This window comes from Microbacterium ureisolvens (assembly GCF_015278315.1).
GTDB lineage: Bacteria > Actinomycetota > Actinomycetes > Actinomycetales > Microbacteriaceae > Microbacterium > Microbacterium ureisolvens.
This window is the reverse complement of the sequence record NZ_JADIJE010000009.1, coordinates 47,887-67,202: the sequence shown is the minus strand read 5'-3', so window position 1 is coordinate 67,202 and position 19,316 is coordinate 47,887. Positions and strand designations below refer to the sequence as shown.

The following is a 19,316-nucleotide window of genomic DNA, read 5'->3' as shown; positions in this document are numbered from 1 at the left end:
GATGACCCGTTCGTACGGTGGAATCGTGAGCACCTCTGAGCGTCAGCTGTCCACCACCGTCCTCGTCATCGGCACCGGAGGATCGGGCCTGCGCGCCGCGATCGAGCTGGCCGAGGCGGGCGTCGACGTCCTCGCGCTCGGCAAGCGACCGAAGAGCGACGCGCACACGTCGCTCGCCGCGGGCGGCATCAACGCCGCGCTGGGCACGATGGACGAAGACGACAGCTGGCAGCAGCACGCCGCCGACACCCTCAAAGAGAGCTACCTGCTCGCCAACCCCGAGACGGTCGAGATCGTCACCAAGGGAGCCGCGCGGGGCATCGACGACCTCGAGCGCTACGGCATGCCGTTCGCCCGCGAGGAGGACGGGCGCATCTCGCAGCGCTTCTTCGGCGCGCACACCTACCGTCGAACGGCCTTCGCCGGCGATTACACCGGCCTCGAGATCCAGCGCACGCTGATCAACCGCGCGGTCCAGCTGAAGGTCCCGATCCTCGACACCGTCTACATCACGCGCGTCCTCGTCAACGACGACGGCGCCGTCTTCGGTGCATACGGCTTCGACCTCGAGGACGGGACGCGGTACCTGATCCACGCCGACGCCGTCATCCTGGCAGCGGGCGGCCACAACCGCATCTGGCGACGCACCTCGTCGCGACGGGACGAGAACACCGGCGACTCCTTCCGCCTCGCCGTCGAGGCCGGTGGACGACTGCGGGATCCCGAACTGGTGCAATTCCACCCGAGCGGCATCATCGAGCCCGAGAGCGCCGCCGGCACGCTCATCTCCGAGGCCGCGCGCGGCGAGGGCGGGATCCTTCGCAACGGGCTCGGCGAGCGCTTCATGCACAAGTACGACCCCGAGCGTCTCGAACTCTCGACGCGCGACCGCGTGGCCCTGGCCTGCTACACCGAGATCAAGGAGGGGCGAGGCACGCCCAACGGCGGAGTATGGCTGGACGTCTCGCACCTGCCTCGGGAAACGATCATGACCCGCCTTCCGCGCGTCTACCAGACGATGCTGGAGCTGCAGATGCTCGACATCACGAAGGACCCGATCGAGATCGCCCCCACCGCTCACTACTCGATGGGCGGCGTCTGGGTGCGCTCGTCGGATCACGGCACCGACGTGCCGGGCCTGTACGCGATCGGCGAGGCCTCCTCGGGCCTGCACGGCGCCAACCGCCTGGGCGGCAACTCGCTCATCGAGCTGCTCGTCTTCGGGCGGATCGTCGGGCAGGCGGCAGCGGGATACTCCGCGGCGCTGCCGGCGCAGGTGCGGTCCGCGGCCGCGGTCGACCAGGCGCGCGCCGAGATCGCCGAGCTCCTGGCATCCGACGGTCCGGAGAACGTGAGGGCGCTGCAGCGCGCGATCCGCGACACCATGACCGAGCACGCGGGCGTGGTGCGCTCAGAGGACGGTCTGCGGGCCGGGCTGGCGGAGCTCGAAGCGATCGAGCGCCGGATGGCGGACGTCGGCGTGCACCCCGACATCGCCGGCTACCACGACCTCGCCCACGCGTTCGACCTCAAGTCCGCGGCGCTGGCCGCACGTGCGACGCTCGAGGCCGCGTTGGAGCGCCGGGAGACGCGGGGATGCCACAACCGCAGCGACTTCCCCGAGACCGATCCCGAACTCCAGGCGAATCTGGTGTGGTCGCCGTCCACCGGCGTCGTGCGCGAGCCGATCCCCCCGATCCCGGACGAGATCCTGGCGCTCATGCGTGACGAGGTGTCGGTGGTCGGCAAGCTGGTCGAGTAGTTGTCGGCGCACGCCTCTACGCTCAAGGCATGCACTGCGTCGCCTTCATGCGGAACGTCAACCAGGGTCAGCGCGGTCATCCCTCGACCGCCGACATCCTGGCGGGCTTCGCCGATGCCGGATGCCCCGATGCCCGCACGTTCCAGAGCAACGGCACCGTCGTCTTCGACTCCGATCGACCCGCCGAGGTGGTCGCCACGGCGGAGGAGGCGATCGCGGCAAGGTCCGGTCACGCACGGGAGATCCTCTGGACCTCGATGCACAGCGCCACCGAGGTCGTGCACAAGCACGGCGCCACACCCGAACCGCGACGATTCGAGTTCACACTGCACCGGGGAGCCGCGATCGATGCCCACGACGCCGATGCGACGGCGGTCGCTGCGGAGCACCGCTGCGCCATCGTCGACGCCGGCCGCGGCTGGGCGCTCGTCCGCAACGACGTCCCCGGCGAGGGTCACGCGACTCCGGTGCTGGAGCGGCTCACGGGCGAACGGGCCACATCGCGCGGATTGCCCACGCTCATCCGGCTGGTGACCCGCTTCGGCGCGTGACTCTCGAAGGGTCGCCCACCGGCGCGTGTGTCACGCAGATGCGTTGAGTCCGACCCGGTTGCCTTCGGAGTCCTCGATGTACGCGTAGACCCCACGACCACCGGCGATGTCGGTCTTCGGAACCAGGATGCGCCCGCCGGCCGGCTCCACTCGCGCGAGCCAGTCATCGATCGACGGGTTCGCGTCGAAGTACACGCGGGACCCGAAATGCGAAGGCTCGTCCTCGGGCGCCGCGAAGAGGCATCCGCCCGCTCCGCCGTTCTCCATGGCGAACAGCGCGGTCTCCTTCCCGGGCCCGACAGGGAGGCGGGTGAGCTCCTCCCCGGTCAGCGCTTCGTAGAACGCGATCGCACGCGTCATGTCGGTGACGGGAATGTCGAACCAGACGGCCTTCGCCATCGGAACCTCCTGGGGGACGGGGTACACCGAGACTCTCGGAGACCGTCCCTAGCGTCAAGTCCCGATCGAGACGCCGCGGGGGTCCCTCGGCTGGGGTCAGGCGGAGGTCGCGAACGCCGGCAGGTCGAGCACGCCTTCGCGCGCGGCCCCGACCGCGGCGCACACCGCTCCGATCGAGACGATGTCGGCGCCCAGTGTGGATGCGACGATGTCGGGCGCCGGGAGATCGAGCTCCCGCGGCAGCGCCGCGACCGCGGCATCGATGACCGGGCCGGCGCCTTCGGCCACGGCCCCGGAGACGATGATCCGCCGGGAGTCGAAGAGGCTCCCGAGCACGCCCGCCACGACCGCGAGCGTCTCCCCCACCTGCTGCGCGATGGCCAGCGCCCCCGCATCGCCCTGCGAGGCGAGCGTCAGGACCGTCCTCCCGTCGATCTCGGCTGCCCCGAGCTCGCGCAACGCGCTCGATGAAGGAAGAGACTCCTCCTCGAGGGCCTTGCGCGCGAGGTCGCCGGCCCGGTACCCGAGCCCCCACGCACCCCGCACGCCGCTCACGTGGTCGAAAGCCACCATCTCGGCGGCTCCGCCGTGGGCACCGCGCAGCAGCCGCCCATCGACCCAGACCCCGGCACCCAGTCGCTCACCCGCCAGCAGCGCGACGAAATCGTCGTAGCCGACGGCCGCGCCGACCGACCGCTCTGCGACCGCAGCCAGAGACGCATCGTTCTCGACGCGCACGATGGGCGCCCACCGGCTGAACAGCTCGGCGAATCCTGGATTCATGCGGCGCCAGAAGTCGTCGCGGTGGCTCGGCGAGAGCCCGTCCCCGTCCACCGGCGCCGGTACCCCGATGCAGAGCGCGGCGACGCCCGACCGATCGACGCCGGCAGCCGCCAGCGCATCGTCGACGACGCGTCCGGCGTCACGCCGCCGCGCGCCGGGCGAATCCTGCTCCGGGTCGACGTCCAGGTGCCGCACCGCGCGTGCGTCGCCCCGCAGATCCGCCACCGTCGCCGTCAGATGCGCTCGGCCGGCGTCGACGCCGACCACGTACGCCGACTCGGGGCGGAATGCGAAGCGTCGCGCAGGGCGCCCTTTGCGATAGTCCCCCGCGGCTCGCGCGTTCGGAAGCTCGGCGAGCAGGCCACGACCGACGAGCTCGTCGATCACGTCGATGGTGGTCGACCGAGTCAGTCCCACCTCTTCGATGACGTCGGAAGCGGTGAAGGCCTCCGCGTCCCACGCGAAGGCCAGGACAGCGTCGAGGCTGGCGCGACGGAGCGCTGTCGGAGTGAGCAGCGGTTGCGACATCAAGCCCCTTGCCTGTTGCGGATCACTCCTGCATTATGGTCTACGACACATTGATTCGGTGCGTAAATCTACTCTTCGAAGCAATGAGTCTTCATCGACCAACGGAAAAGGACAACGTCGTGCCTGCAGCATCCGTCACCGTCCGCCGCGCCTGCGCAGCCGCGGCCGCCCTCGCGATCGCCGGCAGCTCGCTCGCCGCGTGCGCGGGCACATCAACCGGGCCCGCGGAGGTGAGGTTCCACCTCAGCAAGCCCGAGGCGATCCCCTACTTCCGCGATCTCATCGCCGAGTACAACGCGAGCCAGGACGAGGTCGAAGTCGTCTTCGACACCTCGTCGAACCTGCAGGCCGGCTTCCTGCGCGGGAATCCGCCGGACCTCGGCCTCCTCAACTACAACATGGAGATGGCCCGCTTCATGGAGCGTGGCGCCCTCAGCGACCTGAGCGACATGCCCGAGGCCGAGCGCATCCTTCCGGAGGTGCAGGACCTCGTCGACCAGTACGCCACCTACCCCGGACGCACCAGCGTGCTGCCGTATTCGGTGATGGCGGCATCCGTCATCTACAACAAGCGGATCTTCGAGGAGCAGGGCCTGGAGGTGCCCACGACGTGGGATGAGCTCATCGCCGTCTGCGACGCCCTCAAGGCGGCGGGCATCACGCCGTTCTACGCGACCTTCAAAGACCCGTGGACCGTCGGCCAGGGCTGGTTCGACTACGCCGTGGGCGGCGAAGTCGACGTCGCCGATTTCTACGACCAGATGAACGAGCTCGGCACCGAGGTGGGTCCGAACTCCCCCGTGTCGTTCCAGAAGACGATGGCCGAGCCGGTCGACCGCATGGTCGAGCTGACGGAGAACTACACGAATCCGGATGCCGCGAGCCGAGGCTACGGCGACGGCAATCTCGCCTTCGCCAAGGAAGAGGCGGCGATGTACGTGCAGGGGCCCTGGGCGTTCGGCGAGATCGACAAGACCAATCCCGACCTCGATCTCGGCACGTTCCCGCTGCCGATGACCGACGACCCCGGCGACAACAAGGTCCGGGTCAACATCGACCTCGCCGCGTGGATCCCCGAGGCCTCCGACCAGAAGGAGGGGGCGCGTGACTTCCTCAGCTACCTCTTCCAGAAGGAGGTGATGGACGAGTACAACGCCGCCTTCCTCGGGTACGGCACCACGACGGACTCGGCACCGGTGACCGACGAGCGGATCGTGGGCATGAAGGAGTACTACGACTCCGCGCAGTTCTACCAGGGCGCCTCGAAGGCGATCCCGCTGACCATCCCCACCGACAACTACATGCAGGGCATCGTGACCGGCGAAGACCCCGAGCGCACACTCGCGCGACTCGATGCCGACTGGGCCCGCCTGGCGCTGCGCCAATAGCGCGAAACGAGAGGAACGCACACATGGCAACCACCACGGCAGCCGTCACGGCGCCGAAGACCGACCGGCGCACAGGCGCGGCGACGATGCCGCGCACGCGCCGCAAGGTCGAAGGGGTCTACTACCTCTTCCTCCTGCCCGCCCTGATCCTGTTCACGCTGGCGATCACCATCCCCGCGGTCATCGGCATCTTCTTCAGCTTCACGAACTCCATCGGCTTCGGCGACTGGGAATTCGTCGGCATCATCAACTACATCGCGCTGTTCTCCGACCCGGCGATCCTGCAGAGCTATCTGTTCACGTTCTGGTTCGCGTTCGTCACCGTCATCGTGGTCAACCTCATCGCGTTCCTGCTCGCGGTCGGGCTCGTCTCGCGGGTGCGGCTGAAGACGGGGCTGCGGACGATCTTCGTGATCCCCATGGTGATCTCGGGCATCATCATCGCCTACGTCTTCAACTTCCTCTTCTCGAACTCGGTGCCGGCGCTCGGGCAGTCATGGGGCATCGCGTGGATGAGCGAGAGCATCCTGGCCAACCCCGACCTCGCGTGGATCGCGATCGTGATCGTCACCTCATGGCAGGCGATCCCCGGAACCCTGCTCATCTACATCGCCGGGCTCCTGTCCATCCCCGGTGACGTCTACGAGGCCGCTGACATCGACGGCGCCGGCAAGCTCCAGCAGCTGACGCGGATCACGCTGCCGCTGGTCGCCGGCTACGTGGTGATCAACATCATCATCGGCTTCAAGGACTTCCTGAACGCCTACGACATCATCGTCGGCCTCACCAACGGCGGCCCCGGCACCGCGACGCGCAGCATCGCCATGACGATCTTCACCGGATTCTCGGGCGGCGACTACGCCTACCAGATGGCGAACGCGACGATCTTCTTCCTCATCGCGATCAGCCTCGCCCTCCTCCAACTCCGTCTCACTCGCGGAAGGAACGTGTTCTGATGACCACGCAGCCCGCCCTCGCTGTCGAGGACATGACCGCCGAGCGCGTGCTCGCCGGCGACGAGGCCCGAAAGCCCGCCCGCTCCCGCTTCGCGATGGAGCGCGTCAACTGGCCCGGGACCATCATGCTCGCGCTCTGCACGATCACGGTGCTGGTTCCGCTGTACGTCACCGTCATGATGGCGTTCAAGACGACGTCTCAGGCGGTCGACGGCAACGCCTTCACGTGGCCGGCGCCGTGGAGCATCGAGGGATTCGTCACCGCATGGGAGCTGACCAACTTCCCGCGGGCGTTCACGATCTCGCTTCTGATCACCGTCTTCACCGTGGCCGGGACGATCGTCCTCGCGGCGCTGGCATCGTTCGCGATCTCGCGCAACTGGGACCACAAGCTCTTCCGCTACTCGTTCTACTACCTGCTCGCGGCGATGTTCCTGCCGTTCCCGGTGGTCGCGCTCCCCCAGATCCAGCTGACGGGCCTCACCGGGCTCGACAACCCGGCAGGCGTGATCATCCTGAAGATCATGTTCCAGCTGAGCTTCAGCATCCTGCTCTTCACGGCTTTCCTGCGCTCGATTCCCGCCGAGCTGGAGGAGAGCGCGCGGATCGACGGCGCCAGCACCAATCAGACGTTCTGGCGGCTCATCTTCCCGCTTCTCGCACCGATGAGCGCCACTGTCGGCATCTTCGCCTTCCTGGCATCGTGGAACGACTTCATGATGCCGTCGCTGATCATCTCCGACCCCGCACTGCAGACGCTGCCGGTGGTGCAGAACATCTTCCAGACGCAGTTCAGCAACAACTACAACGTGTCGTTCGCCTCGTACCTCATGGCGATGGCACCCGCCATCATCGTCTACCTCTTCACCCAGCGATGGGTCGTGGACGGCGTCACCCAGGGAGCCGTCAAGGGCTGAGGCCGCGGCATCCCGTTCCCACACCGAACACCACACCTCGAAAGGAAGCGCGTCCCCGTGACGACTGTGCACTCCGCACCCCTGACCTCCCAGCTCAACGACCTCGAACTGCCGGCCTGGTGGCGGCAGGCCGTGGTCTACCAGGTGTATCCGCGCAGCTTCGCGGACGCCGACGGCGACGGCATCGGCGACATCCGCGGCGTGACCTCGCGCGTGCCATACCTGAAGGAACTCGGCGTCGACGCGGTCTGGCTGAGCCCGTTCTACCCGTCCGCCCTGGCGGACGGCGGCTACGACGTCGCCGACTACCGCAACGTCGATCCGCGCCTGGGCACCCTCGACGACTTCGACGAGATGCTGGCCGCACTGCACGCGACGGGCATCAAGGTCGTCGTCGACATCGTGCCGAACCACACCTCGGACCAGCACGCGTGGTTCCAGGAGGCGCTGGCGGCAGGCCCCGGCTCGGCTGCCCGCGCGCGCTACATCTTCCGGGACGGTTCGGGACCGGACGGCAGCCGGCCGCCCGCGGACTGGGTGTCGGTGTTCGGCGGCTCGGCGTGGGAGCGCGTCGCCGACGGGCAGTGGTACTTCCACAACTTCGCAGTGGAGCAGCCCGACCTCGACTGGTCGAACCCCGAGGTGCGCGCCGACTTCGTGAAGACCCTGCGCTTCTGGTCGGACCGCGGCGTCGACGGCTTCCGCATCGACGTCGCGCACATGCTCACGAAGGACTTCGTCGACCCGCTGCCCTCGCAGGCAGAGCTCGACGCCATGCCTCGGGACGGCAACCACCCGATGATCGACCGCGACGACGTGCACGAGGTCTACGCCGAATGGCGAGCGGTGTTCGATTCGTACGACCCGCCCCGCACCGCCGTCGCCGAGGCGTGGGTCGAGCCCTCGCGCATCCCGCTGTACGCACGCGCAGAGAGCCTCGGCCAGGCGTTCAACTTCGACCTGCTCGAGGCCGACTTCGACGCGGCCCAGTTCCGCCGCATCGTCGGCGACAACCTCGCGCTCGCCGAGAAGTCGGGCTCGTCCACGACGTGGGTGCTGTCCAATCACGACGTGGTGCGCCACGCGACGCGGTACGGCCTTCCCGATGCGGACCGCGACGAGAAGGGACGCCCGACGCGCAAGCACGGCAACGAGTGGCTGCTGTCGGGCGGCACGACGCCGGTGCTCGACAAGGACCGCGGGCTTCGGCGCGCCCGCGCGGCGTCGCTGTTCGTCCTGGGCCTGCCCGGCTCGGCGTACATCTACCAGGGCGAGGAGCTGGGCCTGCACGAGGTCGCATCGATCCCCGATGCCGCGCGTCAGGATCCCACCTTCTTCCGCAGTCCCGGTGAAGACATCGGGCGGGACGGATGCCGCGTGCCGCTGCCGTGGTCGGCTTCGGGGCCGTCGTTCGGCTTCGGCGAGGGAGGATCCCACCTGCCGCAGCCGGAGTGGTTCGCCGACTGCGCGGTGGCGACCGAGGACGGCGACCCCACCTCGACGCTCGCCCTCTACCGCCAGGCGCTGGCGCTGCGGCGGCTGCTGCAGACCGCCGAGTCGCTGAAATGGATCGACACGGGCCGCGAGGACGTGCTCGGCTACCGTCGCCCGAACGGCTGGACGGTCTTCACCAACTTCGGGACGGAGCCGTACGCGCTCCCCGACCGCGGAGCCGCTTCGCTGTCGAGTCACCACTTCGAGGGGCACGAGCTGCCGGGTGAGGCGACCGTGTGGATCTCGGGCGCCTGAACGCCGCGCCTGCCTCGCAGCTCGACGGATGCCGCGGCCGCACCGGGCCGCGGCATCCGTCCGTCCCGCTCCTTCGCGTCACCGCGCGAGCGGCGCGCGGGACGCGCGGAGATCCTCGGCCTCGAGCACTCGCGTGAGGCCGCGGAAATCGCGCACGAGGATGCGCGACAGGACGAACGTCGGCAGCAGCGCGACGATCCGCAGCCAGCCCGCGACGTCGCCGGCATAGTCGGCGAGCACCCGTGTTCCGTCGCCATCCTCGAGGCAGAGGTACTCGACGCGCGAGTTCCATGGCGCGCTGGAGTGCCACACGACCCTTCGCGGCGCCTCGATGCTCTCGAGCTCGTCGGCGAACCGCACTCTGAACGGCCCGATGATGCGGTCGACGGCCCACCATCGGCTCCCCACCTCGGACGGCCCGTCGCCGATCCGCTGACGGAACTCCACCGCGGGAGCGAACAGCGGCCACCTGCCGGGGTCGGCGAGGTAGGGGAACACGCGCGCCGGCGGATGCGCCAGATGCACATCCAGACTCACGCGGCGCCACATGTGTCACTCCATCGCCGGCACCGGGCGGTCGGGGTAGAGCTCGCGCATCGCCCGGTCGTACTGGCGCTTCATCAGCAGGAGGTACAGGAGGCGGATGGGCGCCGGGATGTTCCTGTGCATCCACTCGTCGCGTTCCGCCTCGGGCACACTGGCGATCAGCAGTCCGAGCTGCAGCGACAGGATGTCCTTTCCGAGCTCCTTGCGCTGCGACGCCAGCGTCGCGCGGGTGTGCTCCTCCATCCAATCCCACTCCTGCTGCGAAAGCACGGCGCCCGCGACCGGCATGATATCTTCCTCCTCCTGGTGGAGGTGCGCTCGCAGGGTGTCGCGGAGCGTTTCGATGTCGGCCGCGAAGCCGTCGCCGAGCATCGGGTCGGCCGTCGCCACCCACGGGTCCAGCTGCGGCTCGATGATCCCGAGCTGAGCCGCCACTTCGGCGTGCTGTGCGCGCATCTGGTCCACGTGCAGCGTGCACGCCGGATCGCGGGCGGTGAGTCGATCCCACAGCGCCGCATCCTCCGTCTCGTGGTGCATGTGCAGCGCGTAGAAGTCGAGGTGGGCGTAGCGACCGACGATCGCGGCACGCTCGAGATCACCGGGACGGACGTCGCGGATGAGCAGCGGCAACTCCCGATAGAGCCAGCGGAAGATCCGGTGCACCAGGATCAGACCGGACGTATCACAGCCAGCGTGCTGCCCCTCGGGCAGCGCACCGGACGAGGGCAGTCGGGTGGCCATGTTCGTTCTCCCCAGTTCGCCGGCCCGCCATCCCGTTCCCCGATGTCGGGACGCGGACAGCCGCAGGCTACACCTGCCGCACCGGTCAGCGCACCACCAGTCGTCGGCCGCTGTAGGGACTCGCCCCCCGACTGTGGCGGGGTTTCCCTAGGTGCTATCTCCAATCGACGGGAGGTCGCCCCGATGCCACAGTGAGAGCACCCGGGTCATCGCCTCGGATCACGGCTTGTGAGGTTGTCATGAACACTCGTCGATCCCTCAGCATCGTGGCAGTCGCCCTCATCGCTTCGGTGACCGTGGGCGGCGCCGGCGCCTCGGCGGCACCGCCGACGGAGACCGACGCCACAGCGGTCAGTCACTGGAACCAGGTCGCGGTCGCCACACTGTCGGTCATCCCCGGACCTGACGGCGGCGCACCCCCGGCCTATCAGATCAACATGGCGATGACGCAGGGGGCCGTGTACGACGCGGTCAACGCCATCGGCCCCAAGCGCTACCAGCCCTACCTGCTGGGCCAGCGCTTCGGCACGAAGGCGTCCGTCGAGGCCGCCGTCGCGACCGCCGCCTACGAGGTGCTCACATCGCTCGTCTCGACGGCACCCGCCATCGTCCCGTTCCCCGGGCGCGACGGACTGCTGACCGCGCTGGATGACCACTACGCGGCCGCTCTCGACGGCGTCGACGACGGATCGTTCGAGCGGCAGGGTGTCGCCGCCGGCCACGCTGCGGCCGAGGCGATGCTGCACGCGCGCGAGGGCGATGGACGGTTCGGCCCGTCGCAGTGGGTGCGCAACCCGGCGCCCGGGCACTGGTCGCCGCTGCTCAACGCGATGGGGCAGGAGATCCTCGACCCCACGCCCTGGGCCGGTGGCGTCGAGCCGTTCCTGATCGAGAGCCCCTCGCAGTTCCGCTCCGCTCCGCCGCCTGCGCTGGACAGCGCGCAGTACGCGGCCGAGGTCAACGAGGTGAAGCAGATCGGCCGGGCCACAGGATCGACGCGGACGGAGCACCAGACCTATGTCGCGCAGTGGTGGCAGTGGGCGCCGATCACGGCCTGGAACGAGGTGGCGCGCGCCTTGATCGACGAGAACGATCTCTCGGCCGCCGACGCCGCCCGGCTGCTCGCCCTCCAGAACCTGAGCGGGGCCGACGCCTCGATCAACTGCTGGAACGACAAGTACCACCACGACTTCTGGCGGCCGTGGAATGCGATCCAGCGGGCGGATGAAGACGGCAACGCGGACACGATCGCCGAGCCCGGCTGGACCGCGCTGATCACCGCGCCGTACCCGGACCTGCCGTCCGGGCACAACTGCCTCGATGGCGCGCACGTCGCCGTCCTGCGGATGGTCTTCGGCGACGTGATCGCGGGCGGCTTCCAGATGACGAGCGCCTCGACGTTCCTCCCGGCCGACGCGGAGAAGGTTCGCACGTTCGCATCGTTCTCGCAGCCGCTGGCGGAACTGATCGAGGCCCGCATCTGGGCGGGGCTGCACTACCGGTTCGCGGACGTCGCAGGGCAGCTGCTCGGCGTGAACGTCGCCCAATACGGCGCCGCCCACTACTTCCAGCCGGTGGGACGCTGATCCGCGGGCGCGCGATCGCGCCCGAAGGGGGAAAGGCACCTGCCCCCGCGATGATCGCGGGGGCAGGTGCCTTCAACTCCTGTGACAGCGGTTGTGGAGATGGGGGGAATCGAACCCCCGTCCATCGCTGAGTAACGGCGGATTCTCCGGGCGCAGTCTGTGCGAGCGTTCTACTCGGCTCCGACCTTTGTCACAGACACCTAAGTCGACGAGCCCATCCTGATAAGAGTCCCGCGTGACGCTCAGGCGACGTCACGCAGCAAGATCCCTAGATGACGCCAATACCCGTGACGGGATCAGTCACGGATTGACGGACTCGGGCTCGCTGCTCAGGCAGCGAGGGCGAAGTCGGACTGCTTCTTTTCGGCAGTTATTGGTTTGCAGGGAGCGTTCACGAGATAACCCTGCATCCTCGGCCCGCTTCACGCAGATTCGCAGGCGATGTCGAAACCGATCATCCCCGTGCCCTCGTTCGAGGGTGTCCTTCTTGCGAAGGGCCGCTGTCACGCTGTGGAGTTGTCACCGCTCGGGCGCCGAAGCATCCGAGCACATCAGAATACAACGGATGCCGCTCCCCCGCCATTCCCGGTACCCGTCGTGTCGTCCCGTCCTCGGGTCGAGACCATGTCAACCCGGTGACGCCGGCGCGCGCGAGCAGGTGAGACTCGCGGCATGGAAGCTCGCAATCGCACCGCGATCGTCACCGGATCGGACTCGGGTATCGGGCGCGCGGTCGCCGTCGCCCTCGCGCGCGACGGCATGGACGTGGGCATCACGTGGCACGCCGACGAGGCGGGCGGAGACGAGACCGCCGACGAGGTGCGAGCTCACGGCCGGCGTGCCGAGGTCGCGTACCTCGACACCGCAGATCCGGCTGCAGCCGACGTCGTGGACGATCTCGCGAACCGGCTTGGAGGCGTGGACGTGCTGGTCAGCAACGCGGGAATGGTCCAGAGCGCGCCCTTCCTGGAGCTGAGCACCGAGACCTGGGACCAGACGCTCGCCGTCGATCTGACCGGCGCGTTCCGCATCCTGCAGCGGGCAGCCAGGCACATGGTGAAGGCCGGGCGCGGCGGACGGCTGATCGCCGTCACTAGTGTCAACGAGCATCAGCCGCGCGTCGGCTTCACCGCGTACAACGCCGCCAAGCATGCGCTCGGCGCCGTGATGAAGAGCGCCGCGCTCGAGCTCGGAGCACACGGCATCACCGCCAACAGCGTCGCGCCCGGTGAGATCGCCACCCCCATGACCGGCAAGGAGGACGCCGACGTCACCGAGACCGAGCGCCCGGGCATCCCTCTCGGTCGCTCGGGCGACGCCCGCGAGGTGGCCGACGTCGTCGCCTTCCTCGCGTCGCCCGCCGCGTCGTACGTGACCGGGGCGTCTTGGGTCGTGGACGGCGGCATGCTCCTGATGGGCCCGGTCGGCGGCTCAGATCTGCGCGACACCGGGTGGCGAGAGGCGTAGGCCGCGGCATCCGTTCGTCCGCCTTGTCAAGGCCCGTGCAGGGCATCGCCGGCGGTGGTCGGCTGAGGGCCACCCACACAAGGAGTGAGACATGTCGCAGAACACCCCGCAGCAGCGCGCGAAGCAGCCCCGGACGGCCCTCGCCGGACCCTATGGCCACCCGTTCCACCCCATCCTCGTGACCATCCCGATCGGCGCGTGGGTGGCGAGTCTGATCTTCGACATCATCGGGCTCGCCACTGCCGACGCGGCGCCCTACGTCCACGGCGCGTGGATCCTCATAGTCATCGGTCTGATCGGAGCGGTGCTCGCGGCGATCTGGGGCTTCCTGGACTACCTGCAGCTCGGGCGGAGCACGGCCGCGCGACGCACCGCGACGCTCCACATGGCGCTCAACCTCGGGGTGACCGCGCTGTACGTCATCAACCTGCTCGTGCGGCTGTCGGCCGACGACGTCGACGAGGTCAGCATCTGGGGGTTCATCCTCAGCATCATCGGGCTCGGCGCCCTCGGCCTGTCGGGCTGGCTGGGCGGCAAGCTCGCGTATCGCTTCGGCGTGCGCGTCGCCGACGAGCGCACTCAGATGGAGGGCTTCCGCTGATCCGTCTCGTGCGGTCTCCTACCCGGCGGCCGGCGGGCGACGGCGCACGAGAAGCGTCGACAGCGCGGCTGCCGCGGCCGCGGCCCACAGCAGACGGACGCCGCGCGAGCGCCAGCCGCCGGTCACCGGGCTCGCGGCAGCCGGAGCCTCGAGCACTGTGCCGACGGTGACCTCGGCACCCTCGCCGTGAAGCTCGACGCGCTCGACCATCAGCGATGACGCCGCGTCGTACGCCGCCGGCGCGAGGTCGTGCACGACGACGGTGGACTTCTGGACGCGGCCCACGTAGGCCGAGAAGCGCCGTCGGCGAGGCGCCCGCTCGATCGCCCGGGCGACTCTTTCCGGCGATGCCGCGGGAGGCAGCGGCCGCACGTGGCGGGTCGTGACGTTCGCCGCGTGCTGGTAGATCGGCGTGTCGACCGTGCCGGGGAGGACCACGCGCACGCGGATGCCGCTTCCCCTGAGTTCCTGGCGCAGGCATTCGGCGAAACCGAGCAGACCCCACTTGCTGGTCACGTACGGCGAGATGATCGGAGACCCGACGCGCGAGTACAGGGAGCCCACCATCACGAGGGTTCCGGAGCCCTGACGCCGCAAATAGGGCAGCACCGCCCGCGCACCGTGCACCTGCCCCATCAGGTTCGTCTCGAGCACCTGCCGGAAGACCGTCGGCGGCAGGTGCTCGAACGCACCGTAGGCGAACACCCCGGCGTTGCCCACCCACACGTCGATCCGGCCGAACTCGAGCACCGCCGCAGCCGCCAGCGATCGCACCTCGCCCTCGTGCGAGACGTCGGTGGGCACCGCCACCGCCTGGGCACCGAGCTCCCGGCATTCCGCCGCGACCGTCTCCAGCGCAGCGCGGCTGCGCGAGGCCAGCACGAGCCGTGCGCCGTGTCGGGCATACCGACGTGCCGTCGCACGACCGATGCCGCTGGAGGCACCGGTGATGACGACGACGGGCGCGTGGGGCGGCGCGCCCTTCATGACGCCGCCTGTGACGGCCTGCCGGGAAGGTTGAGATCGTCGGGGTCGACATCGACATCGCCCACGTCGTCGGGACCGCCGGTGCCCGGCACGACTCTTACGTCGTCGGCATCGATGTCGGCGTCGATGGTGTCGGGCAGGGGGTCGTCCTGCTTCCGCTGGGTCTCGGTCTCGCTCGCCGGGCTGTAGCTCATGTCCTTCCGCAGCGATTGCTGCTCGGTCAGCGGCCGGAGGTGCGACGCGGCGTCCGTCGTCGCCGCTGCGTCGGGGTTCTCATGCGGGGAGTCCATGTCGGCGACGCTAGGCGCCGCGCCGTCGCACGGTCGTCCCCCTTGACACGAGCTCGCAACGGCCTGCGCAGGTGTCATGGCACCGGGGTCGGTCGCCCGGTTCGTGCCAGGCGGCGCCCTGCTTCGGCGTACCACTGCGCGCAGAAGATGACGATGACGGATGCCTCGACCAACCCGCCGACGTAGTACATCAGCTGCGCGCCGGCCTGCGCCTCGGCGAGAGACAGCGATCCGGGCGGGTGCGCGTACAGGTGCTTGGCCAGGATCGCGTGGGAGGCCGCTGTCATCACGAGCACGACCGCTCCGACGAGACGCCGCGGACGATGGGGTGCGGGATCGAGCCCGATCACGGAGGCAGCGAACAGGTAGCCCGCGCCCACGAGATGCACCTGTACCAGGGCGTGGACCAGGGCATCGGTGCGCATCGCATCGAAGACCGGCGAGAGATAGATGGCCCACAGCCCGCCCGCGCTGAGCAGCGCCGCCGTGACGGGATGGGCGAGCACAGCCGCCGGCCGACTTCGCAGCAGGCGCGCGAGCCGTCGCGCCGGCGTGACGTGCATCGTGCGCAGCGCGAGCGTGAAGGGCGCGGCGAGCACGAGACAGACGGGGGCCAGCATGCCGCCGAGAACATGCGCCCACACGTGCGCGAGGAAGCTGACGTGCGCCGCCTCGGCGAGCGGTCCCGTCGCCGACACGGCGGCCAGCGCGAGCCCCGCCAGCCACAGCCCAAGTCGGTGGGGCGGCCACGGCCGACCGCGTGCGCGTGAGGCCACGACAGCCGACACGTACGCGATCAGGGGGATGCCGATGAAGACGAGCGGGATGACGACCAGGGATCCGCCCCCGGCGTGGGGCTCGTGGACGACAGCGATGTCGGAGACGCGGTTCACCGCGAGCGCCTCCGCACCCGCGGCGCCCGGCCCGCCGCGAGGAGGACGACCCCGAGGCCGATCATCACGAACGCCACCACATTCCAGATCACGTCGTACACGATCAGGTCGTCGACATAGCGGATCTGGTGGATGCCCCACAGCTTGTGCTGCACGATGCCGTCGTAGAGCTGGAAGACTCCCGCGCCCGTGAGCACCCCGCCGACCCAGAGAGACCACACGAGGGCGTCGCGCCGTCGCAGGTCGGCCAGCAGGAACAGCCCGCCGATCGTCGCGAACCAGCTGAGCGCGTGGAACACGCCATCCGAGACGAGACCGACATCGGACGAGGCGAGATCGTAGAAGTGGTGCCAGTGCAGCAGCTGGTGGAACACCGCCTCATCGACGAAGGCGATCAGCCCGATGCCGAACAGGACCCCCGACCACACGTTGCGAGCCGGCCTGTCGGTGTGAGCACGCCACAGCGCCGCAGACGGGCGCCTCCCGGCGTGTGGGTCGCGGCGGCTGGACACACGCGAAAGATCCTGCCTGCCGCGCGCGCGATGAAGGGGCTCGACGCGTGATCACCGACGTGCTAGTCGGAGATGCTACTGCCCGCCGTGGGTCGCGGCGAGAGATCGGGGCGCGTCCGCGTCCCGAACTCGTGGCGCAGCGCGCTCAGCGCCGCGAACCAGCCGGGAAGTCCTGTCACGCCCGGTCCCGGCGCGGCCGACGCACCCGCAAGGTAGACGCGCGGTATCGGCGTGCGCCACGGGTCGGGGCTCAGCACGGGGCGGCTGAACAGCTGCCAGAAGCTCGGCGCGCCCGCGGCGATGTCGCCGCCCGGATAGTTCGGATTGTGCCGTTCGACCTCGCGCGCGGTGCGGGAGCTCGTCGCGAGGATCGTGTCGCGGAAGCCGGGGGCGAAGCGCTCGATCTGACGTGTCACCGCCTCCCGGCGGTCCACGGCGCTGCCCGCCGGGACGTGCGTATACGTCCAGAGCGTGTGTCTGCCGGCCGGTGCCCGGGTCGCGTCGAAGAGCGACGGCTGCGAGACCAGCACGTACGGCCGCTCGGGCAGCCGCCCGCGATTCACCTGGTTCTCGGCATCCGCCACCTCCGCGCGCGTCCCCCCGACGTGCACCGTGCCGGCGCGGCGGAGTTCGGGGTGCGTCCAGGGCACGGGCTCGCTCAGAGCGAAGTCGACCTTCGCGACGCCGTCGCCGTAGCGGAAGCGCTGCAGGCGACGCCGATAGCGCGAGGGCATCGCGTCGCCCGCGATGCGGACGAGGGCTTTGGGAGTGACGTCGAGCAGGGTGACGGTCGCGTCCGGCAGCGCGGCGAGCGAGGTGACCTCGTGGTCGACCACCACCTCCCCGCCGTGGTCGCGGAGATCGTCGATCATCGCATCGATGATGGCCTGGCTGCCGCCGATCGGGATGGGCCAACCGCGTGCGTGCGCGTAGGCGGCGAGCGCGAGTCCCGCACCCGCGGCGGCGATGCTCGGCTGCGACAGGATGGTGTGCGCGGCGACACCGGTGAGCATCGCCGGCGCAGCGTCTTCGCGGAAGCGGGCGTTCCAGGCCGGGCTCCCCTGCTCGAGCGCACGGAGCCCGAATGCGAGCGCGGTGGGGATGTCGTCGGGCACGCGCACGAGCGGCGACCCGGTGAAGTCTGCGACGGCGGTCGATCGCCTGACGAGCGGCTCCAGCAGCTGGGCGTAGGCGAGGGCGTCAGGACCCAGTGCCTCGATCGTGCGGCCGAGGTCGCGATAGGCGACGCCGGCGTGGCGTTCGTCGAGGGGGTGTGCGAAAGAGACCTCGGGCGTGACGAACTCGACGCGCTCGCGAAGGCCGAACTCGCGGAAGAACCGCGATTCGAACGCCATCGGGTGCACTGCCGAGCACACATCGTGCTGGAAACCGGGAAGCGTCAGCTCCCGCGTGGCCGCGCCGCCACCCGGCCGGTCGGCGCGCTCGAACACGCGCACGCGCAGGCCCGCGCGGGCGAGAGTGACGGCGGCGGCGAGACCGTTGGGTCCGGATCCCACCACCACGGCATCGAGCTCGGTGCCGCCGCGCCGGGGTCGGGTGCTCACGGTGACGGCGCCTCCTCCGTGCCCGGTGTCGCGCGCTTCGGCTTCGGAGCCGGCTTCTTCACGGCGGCGGCTGCCTGGCGCGCCGCCGGCTCGGCCGATGAGTCGCCTGACTGATCCTCGGCGCCGGCCTCCGCCTGTGGCGCGACGGACCCCGCGTCCGCCTCCGGTGCGATCGGCTCGGATTCCCCTGCTCCCGACATCGGATTCCACGAGTCCTCGGGGGTGCCCGCCGAGGCGCCCGCCTCGTCGCCACGGGCGACGCGCTCGTCGAGGCCCGCGGATCCGGTGTCATCCATCGGGGAGTCATCAGCGACGGGGCTCTCCGCGTCGGATAACACCGGATCCGCGTCCCGCGCGTCGGAGCTCTGCGAGGCGGAACCGAGCGGCGGCAGCGACTCGCTCTCGCCCGGCTCGTCCGCGGGACCCGCCTCGACCGCATCGATCGAGGTCGCGGCATCCACCCAGTCGCTCTGGCCGCTCCGCCCCGCGGACTCCTGCTCTTCGTCCCGCGTCATCGCTCCATCCTCTCGCTCGGCCGGCCCGCCGGCTTCCGGGGCGGCATCCGTCCCCTCGCTCCCGCCGAGCGCGGCCGACGGCTCCTCACCGGACGCGGCCATCTCCTTCTCGGCCGTCGTGGCGGCTGTGCGGCGCGCCGCCCGCCCCTCTGCGAGGTACGCCAGCCGATGCAGCGTCTCGTTGTTGCGCCAGTGCAGGGGGATGTCCATCAGCGGCGCCGGCACGAACCGCCCAGGTCCCGCGATCGCCTCCTCCTGGATGCGCACGACGCACTCGTCGCCGCGCGCCTTGACGTCGATGGTCACGCGCGCCTCCCCGATCGGCCACCCGCGCGCCCGCATCACCATCATGCGACCCGGCACGAACTCCTCGACGACGGTCTTGTCGTTGATGAGCGCCGGCCACACGCCGAACGAGTGATGCAGCTGCGCGCCCGCCATCGGCCATGTCTCGTCCACCTCGCGCATGCGCGAGGCCCCCACCACCCACGACGGGTAGAGCCATCCGTCGCTCAGCACCTCGAACACGTCGTCGGGTGCACAGTGCAGCAGCCTCACGTTGCGGGACATGGCGTCGCTC

Annotated in this window: 18 protein-coding genes, 1 other RNA gene and 1 pseudogene; 9 read left to right on the top strand and 11 right to left on the bottom strand. The window is 69.7% G+C overall.

What is annotated here, in order from left to right; genetic code table 11:
• Window positions 1-25: 25 nt before the first annotated feature.
• Together IM767_RS14175 and IM767_RS14170 are read left to right on the top strand one after the other, a co-directional pair.
• Window positions 26-1,762, top strand: a complete 1,737-nt coding sequence (locus tag IM767_RS14175; protein ID WP_109210773.1) for an L-aspartate oxidase — start codon at window positions 26-28, stop codon at window positions 1,760-1,762.
• Between the two features lie 29 nt (window positions 1,763-1,791).
• Window positions 1,792-2,313 carry a DUF1697 domain-containing protein gene (locus IM767_RS14170; protein WP_109210715.1) on the top strand — a complete coding sequence of 174 codons (522 nt, stop codon included), beginning with the start codon at window positions 1,792-1,794 and terminating at the stop codon, window positions 2,311-2,313.
• A 30-nt stretch (window positions 2,314-2,343) separates the two neighbouring features.
• Here the strand turns inward: IM767_RS14170 and IM767_RS14165 are convergent, their stop codons facing one another.
• Complete coding sequence (locus tag IM767_RS14165) at window positions 2,344-2,712, bottom strand: VOC family protein (RefSeq protein WP_109210716.1); 369 nt, start codon at window positions 2,710-2,712, stop codon at window positions 2,344-2,346.
• Window positions 2,713-2,808: 96 nt separating this feature from the next.
• Entirely contained in the window at window positions 2,809-4,023 is a 1,215-nt protein-coding gene (locus IM767_RS14160; RefSeq protein ID WP_109210717.1) for an ROK family protein, read from the bottom strand.
• Between the two features lie 83 nt (window positions 4,024-4,106).
• Here IM767_RS14160 and IM767_RS14155 point away from each other — a divergent pair, with 83 nt between their 5' ends.
• The 4 genes from IM767_RS14155 to IM767_RS14140 all read left to right on the top strand — a co-directional run bounded on the left by IM767_RS14155 (window position 4,107) and on the right by IM767_RS14140 (window position 9,033).
• A complete protein-coding gene (locus IM767_RS14155; protein WP_109210718.1) occupies window positions 4,107-5,411 on the top strand; it encodes an ABC transporter substrate-binding protein in 1,305 nt (434 codons plus the stop codon).
• Window positions 5,412-5,434: 23 nt separating this feature from the next.
• Window positions 5,435-6,367, top strand: coding sequence for a carbohydrate ABC transporter permease (locus tag IM767_RS14150; RefSeq protein WP_109210719.1), 933 nt, complete (start codon window positions 5,435-5,437; stop codon window positions 6,365-6,367).
• Window positions 6,368-6,462: 95 nt separating this feature from the next.
• Complete coding sequence (locus IM767_RS14145; protein ID WP_239453338.1) at window positions 6,463-7,284, top strand: carbohydrate ABC transporter permease; 822 nt, start codon at window positions 6,463-6,465, stop codon at window positions 7,282-7,284.
• A gap of 57 nt (window positions 7,285-7,341) precedes the next feature.
• Window positions 7,342-9,033 carry a glycoside hydrolase family 13 protein gene (locus IM767_RS14140; protein WP_239453314.1) on the top strand — a complete coding sequence of 564 codons (1,692 nt, stop codon included), beginning with the start codon at window positions 7,342-7,344 and terminating at the stop codon, window positions 9,031-9,033.
• Window positions 9,034-9,111: 78 nt separating this feature from the next.
• Here the strand turns inward: IM767_RS14140 and IM767_RS14135 are convergent, their stop codons facing one another.
• Together IM767_RS14135 and IM767_RS14130 are read right to left on the bottom strand one after the other, a co-directional pair.
• The gene (locus tag IM767_RS14135; RefSeq protein WP_109210720.1) at window positions 9,112-9,582 is read right to left on the bottom strand and encodes an SRPBCC family protein; all 471 of its coding nucleotides are present in this window, start codon (window positions 9,580-9,582) and stop codon (window positions 9,112-9,114) included.
• Window positions 9,583-9,585: 3 nt separating this feature from the next.
• A complete protein-coding gene (locus IM767_RS14130; RefSeq protein ID WP_109210721.1) occupies window positions 9,586-10,320 on the bottom strand; it encodes a hemerythrin domain-containing protein in 735 nt (244 codons plus the stop codon).
• 239 nt (window positions 10,321-10,559) lie between these two features.
• Here IM767_RS14130 and IM767_RS14125 point away from each other — a divergent pair, with 239 nt between their 5' ends.
• Window positions 10,560-11,906: a vanadium-dependent haloperoxidase gene (locus IM767_RS14125; protein ID WP_109210722.1), complete on the top strand. Its 1,347-nt coding sequence runs from the start codon at window positions 10,560-10,562 to the stop codon at window positions 11,904-11,906.
• A 91-nt stretch (window positions 11,907-11,997) separates the two neighbouring features.
• On the opposite strand, the gene ssrA is transcribed toward IM767_RS14125, so the two are convergent.
• Window positions 11,998-12,368, bottom strand: a transfer-messenger RNA (tmRNA) gene (ssrA, locus tag IM767_RS14120).
• 210 nt (window positions 12,369-12,578) lie between these two features.
• Between ssrA and IM767_RS14115 the strand changes: the two genes are divergently transcribed.
• A complete protein-coding gene (locus IM767_RS14115; RefSeq protein ID WP_109210723.1) occupies window positions 12,579-13,373 on the top strand; it encodes an SDR family oxidoreductase in 795 nt (264 codons plus the stop codon).
• A 91-nt stretch (window positions 13,374-13,464) separates the two neighbouring features.
• Window positions 13,465-13,974: a DUF2231 domain-containing protein gene (locus tag IM767_RS14110; protein WP_109210724.1), complete on the top strand. Its 510-nt coding sequence runs from the start codon at window positions 13,465-13,467 to the stop codon at window positions 13,972-13,974.
• An 18-nt stretch (window positions 13,975-13,992) separates the two neighbouring features.
• On the opposite strand, the gene IM767_RS14105 is transcribed toward IM767_RS14110, so the two are convergent.
• The 6 genes and pseudogenes from IM767_RS14105 to IM767_RS14080 form a co-directional block, all read right to left on the bottom strand.
• Window positions 13,993-14,961 carry an SDR family NAD(P)-dependent oxidoreductase gene (locus tag IM767_RS14105; RefSeq protein WP_109210725.1) on the bottom strand — a complete coding sequence of 323 codons (969 nt, stop codon included), beginning with the start codon at window positions 14,959-14,961 and terminating at the stop codon, window positions 13,993-13,995.
• The gene (locus IM767_RS14100) at window positions 14,958-15,251 is read right to left on the bottom strand and encodes a hypothetical protein (protein ID WP_239453315.1); all 294 of its coding nucleotides are present in this window, start codon (window positions 15,249-15,251) and stop codon (window positions 14,958-14,960) included. Before IM767_RS14100 ends, IM767_RS14105 begins: the two co-directional genes overlap by 4 nt.
• Window positions 15,252-15,325: 74 nt before the next feature.
• Entirely contained in the window at window positions 15,326-16,144 is an 819-nt protein-coding gene (locus tag IM767_RS14095; protein WP_162564300.1) for a cytochrome c oxidase assembly protein, read from the bottom strand.
• Complete coding sequence (locus IM767_RS14090) at window positions 16,141-16,572, bottom strand: DUF2243 domain-containing protein (protein ID WP_239453316.1); 432 nt, start codon at window positions 16,570-16,572, stop codon at window positions 16,141-16,143. Before IM767_RS14090 ends, IM767_RS14095 begins: the two co-directional genes overlap by 4 nt.
• Window positions 16,573-16,718: 146 nt before the next feature.
• Entirely contained in the window at window positions 16,719-18,221 is a 1,503-nt protein-coding gene (locus tag IM767_RS14085) for a phytoene desaturase family protein (RefSeq protein ID WP_109210727.1), read from the bottom strand.
• Between the two features lie 617 nt (window positions 18,222-18,838).
• Window positions 18,839-19,306 (bottom strand): annotated as a pseudogene (locus IM767_RS14080) (SRPBCC family protein); the annotation flags it as partial.
• Window positions 19,307-19,316: the final 10 nt, after the last annotated feature.